This window comes from Paraburkholderia piptadeniae (assembly GCF_900007165.1).
GTDB classification, from domain to species: domain Bacteria; phylum Pseudomonadota; class Gammaproteobacteria; order Burkholderiales; family Burkholderiaceae; genus Paraburkholderia; species Paraburkholderia piptadeniae.
The window spans coordinates 1-3,529 of record NZ_CYGY02000162.1 but is presented as its reverse complement, the minus strand read 5'-3'; the positions used below and the strand labels follow the sequence as shown (position 1 = coordinate 3,529).

Annotated in this window: 5 protein-coding genes; 2 read left to right on the top strand and 3 right to left on the bottom strand. The window is 59.3% G+C overall.

Features of this window, described 5'->3' with window-relative positions; all coding sequences use genetic code 11:
* Positions 1–775 (bottom strand): oxalate/formate MFS antiporter (gene oxlT, locus BN2476_RS43730; protein WP_087740319.1); only part of this gene is annotated, 775 nt, incomplete at its 3' end.
* 348 nt (positions 776–1,123) lie between these two features.
* On the opposite strand from oxlT, the gene BN2476_RS43725 reads away from it, so the two are divergent.
* Positions 1,124–2,068, top strand: a complete 945-nt coding sequence (locus BN2476_RS43725) for a LysR family transcriptional regulator (RefSeq protein WP_087740318.1) — start codon at positions 1,124–1,126, stop codon at positions 2,066–2,068.
* A gap of 99 nt (positions 2,069–2,167) precedes the next feature.
* Positions 2,168–2,425, top strand: coding sequence for a hypothetical protein (locus tag BN2476_RS43720; protein WP_087740317.1), 258 nt, complete (start codon positions 2,168–2,170; stop codon positions 2,423–2,425).
* Positions 2,426–2,519: 94 nt separating this feature from the next.
* Here the strand turns inward: BN2476_RS43720 and BN2476_RS43715 are convergent, their stop codons facing one another.
* Together BN2476_RS43715 and BN2476_RS43710 are read right to left on the bottom strand one after the other, a co-directional pair.
* Positions 2,520–3,077 carry an NADP transhydrogenase subunit beta gene (locus BN2476_RS43715; RefSeq protein ID WP_087740320.1) on the bottom strand — a complete coding sequence of 186 codons (558 nt, stop codon included), beginning with the start codon at positions 3,075–3,077 and terminating at the stop codon, positions 2,520–2,522.
* Between the two features lie 90 nt (positions 3,078–3,167).
* Positions 3,168–3,529: CoA transferase (locus BN2476_RS43710; RefSeq protein WP_173819733.1), on the bottom strand; the 362-nt coding region annotated here is incomplete at its 5' end.

Here is a 3,529-nt window from a genome sequence, read left to right as displayed (position 1 = left end):
GCAGCTTCGCGAGGCCCCAATCCTTCGCGATCGGCCCGAGCTGGGCGGTCGCCATCAGGCCGCCCGCTGCAACCGCGACGAAACACAGATAGATCACCCAGAACACGGGCGCCTTGATCATCTGGCCAGGCGTGTAATCGACCTTGGTCACCGCGAACTTGCGCTTCGCAGGCGGCGCCTTTGAGACGTCGGGCTTGCGCAGCAGCATCGCGAGCACGAAGATGCACACGCCTTGCAGGATGCCGAAGAACAGGAACGTCTGCTCGTAACCTGAGCGCGTAATCATGTTTGCGATCGGGATCACGGTGACGGCCGCGCCCGCGCCGAAGCCCGCCGCCGTCAGACCCGCGGCGAGGCCGCGCTTGTCCGGGAACCACTTGAGCGCATTGCCGACGCACGTGCCGTACACGCCGCCCGCACCGAGACCGGCGACGACAGACGCGAAGTAAAGCTCCGGCAGCGTCGTCGCGTATGAATTCAGCACCCACGCAAGGCCCGCGCAGAGCGCGCCGCCCGCCACGACGGGACGCGGACCGAAGCGGTCGACCAGCCACCCTTCGACGGGCACGAGCCATGTTTCAGTGAGGATGAAGATCGAGAACGCGAGCTGAACTTCGGCACGTCCCCAATGATGCTTTGCGCTCATCGGAGCGACGAACAACGTCCATGCGTATTGAAGGTTGGCGACGAGCGCCATGCACAAAATGCCGAATGCCAGTTGCCACCAACGGTTGCGCCAAAACGCAACCGGAGCTTGCTGCGAAATGCTGTTCATGTGCCTGTCTCCGCTATCTATTTAGGGCAACCGGCCAAAACGCCGGTCTCTATCCATGCCGCCTTATAGTTGTGTCCCGACCAAACGGTTTCGGGGTATTTCCTGATGCAAATTCCAGTACTTCTTTTCTCAAAACCTTTAATTCGCTTTACCAATTCCTTTATTGGATTTTTTAGAAAAAAGCCAGTCGTTCATACCTGTCTTGCCGCTTCGAGCCTTGTTTTTAAGCGTTAACCCGATGTTTTGGCTTCGAATCGCGCATTACAGAATCCATGCTAGGGTCATTGCTGAATTACTGATAATTAAAGTTTGTTACCATGAAGATTCATCTTCGCTTATACATCTGCCATGACAATGCGTAACGCGACCCTGCGCCAGCTGAAAGTATTCGAAACGGTGGCGCGGCATCTCAGCTTCTCGCGGGCGGCGGAAGAACTGCACCTCACGCAGCCCGCCGTTTCCACCCAGGTCAGGCAGCTCGAGGAGCACGCCGGCCTGCCGCTTTTCGAACAGCTCGGCAAGAAGATTTACCTCACGCCGGCAGGCACCGAAATGCTTCACTACAGCCGCGCAATCATTCAGCAGTTTCATGAAGTCGACGAAGCGATGGGCCAGCTGAAGGGCATATCGGGTGGCAAGCTGAACGTCGCCGTGATCAGCGCGGGTGACTACTTCTTTCCGCGGCTGCTTGCGGAATTCACGCGCCGCTACGCGGGTGTCGAACTGAATCTTTCCGTGCACAACCGCGAAGAACTGCTGCATCAACTGCAAACCAACCAGACCGATCTCGCGGTGATGGTGCGCCCGCCGCAAGAAATGGATGCGATCAACGAAGCGTTTGCACCGCATCCTTATGTGATCGTGGCCGCGCCGACGCATCCTCTCGCCAGCAAGCGGAACATCAAGCTGAGCCAGCTTGGCAGCGAAGCATTCGTCGTGCGCGAGCGCGGTTCGGATACGTGGAATTCGATGGAAGAAGGCTTTGCGGGGCGTCTCGCGAGCCTCAAGATCGCGATGGAAATCAAGAGCACGGAGACGATCAAGCAGGCCGTGATCGCAGGCATGGGCATCGCGTTCCTGTCCGCGCATACGATCAGCCTCGAATTGCAGGTCGGGCATCTCGTGGTGCTCGACGTCGAAGGCTTTCCGGTGATGCTCAACTGGTACGTCGTGCATCGCAAGAACAAGCGGCTGCCGCCCGTTGCCGTCGCGTTCAAGCGCTTTCTGATGGAAGAAGGCGCGAATCTCATTGAAGAGATCACGCGTGTGAATCAATTGGCGGTCCATAAATGAGCCGCTATGGATTGCCAATAAAACTTTAACTATTGCGGATTCGTTGCGGCTTCTATGCTTGTGTCGGTTCTTATCATTCGACCGCCTGGGAGCATTGCAATGAATCAGTCTGCCGATCCGCACAATGAAGCGCTGCTGAGCGCCTATAACGCGGCGTTCAGCGAACTCGGCCTGCGCTTTCGCTGGAGCCAGGCCACGCTGGATTTCTTCGACGATGTCAGCAATGAACTTGCGCGCATCACCGCGTACATCGAGCGCTTTCATTCGCATCTGCTCAACGCGTATGACGCCGACTTTCTCGCGCAACTGATCTTCGACCGGAAGAACCAGTTCTATCGCGAGTCCGTCGCTCAATGACGCAGGGTTGCAGTTCATCGTGACTCTCTTCTTTGGCGTCCCCGCTTCGCGAATGGCACTCACTCGGCGAAGCGGCGGACGTCCTGTGTTTTCGTCAGTGACGCTTCGCCTTGCAGCGCTGCCTGCTGCGCACGCGCACCGCTGCGTGCGTCAGATGCATGTTTCGCGCCGACGACGCGCAGCGCGCCTGGACGGGTCGCGGATTGCTCGCCCAGCTCCAGCGTTGCGTGAAATCGTCTGCGGGTTGCACGTGCGAAGAGTCGCCGTCCCACGCGAAGCGCAACGACGTGCCGCGCCGCGATGAGAGTCCGCAATGCGCAGGCGTGCGCGCGTGATGCTCGTGCGTCGTCAGCATCACGTGTGCGCCGAGCGCCGCGGCCAGCAGGCTGACCGCAAACAGCGCCGCAATTCCCGGCATCTGCGCAGGCTCGTTGACGAAAGCGTAACCAAGCCAGATACACAATCCGAGCGCGAGCATGTCGACGAGCTTGTCACCCGCAGCGCCTTGCCGGATGCTTCGCCTGCCATGCGTCATCCGGTTGGCGAGCACCATCGCGGCTATCGCGAAGAGCAACCCGCCCGCGAAAACGAACACACACAGTTCCAGGCGCTCTAACCCCGACCACGCGATGAAGCTCGCACAATCCGGCATGTCATCTCCTTGCTCTTTGCCGCTCTTTGCCGCTTTTTGCATTCGCGGACGTTGGTCCCGTGGTGCTGTCAAATCGCTCCGACGGCCTGCTCAAATGGCGCCAGCCGTTCTGAGCGCGTCGATCTGCTCGCGTGAATAGCCGAGTTCGGCCATCACCTCGTCCGTGTGCTCGCCGAGCAAGGGCGAACGTTTGACGTCCGTCGGGCTGTCCGACAGCTTGATCGGATTGCCCACGGTCAGGTACTTGCCGCGCACCGGGTGATCGACTTCGACAATCGTGCCCGTCCTGCGCAGCGATTCGTCTTCGGCGATCTCCTTCATCGACAGGATCGGCCCACACGGAATGTCGTGTTCGTTCAGGATTTCCATCGCCTCGAACTTGGTCTTGGTCATCGTCCAGCGTTCGACTTCCGCGAAGATTTCCTTCAGGCGCGGCAGGCTGGCGTCCGGCG

Bases quoted from the DNA above. Each gene is read 5' to 3' on its own strand.
- BN2476_RS43715 (WP_087740320.1), bottom strand. From the start codon at position 3,077: ATGCCGGATTGTGCGAGCTTCATCGCGTGGTCGGGGTTAGAGCGCCTG.
- BN2476_RS43725 (WP_087740318.1), top strand. From the start codon at position 1,124: ATGACAATGCGTAACGCGACCCTGCGCCAGCTGAAAGTATTCGAAACG.
- BN2476_RS43720 (WP_087740317.1), top strand. From the start codon at position 2,168: ATGAATCAGTCTGCCGATCCGCACAATGAAGCGCTGCTGAGCGCCTAT.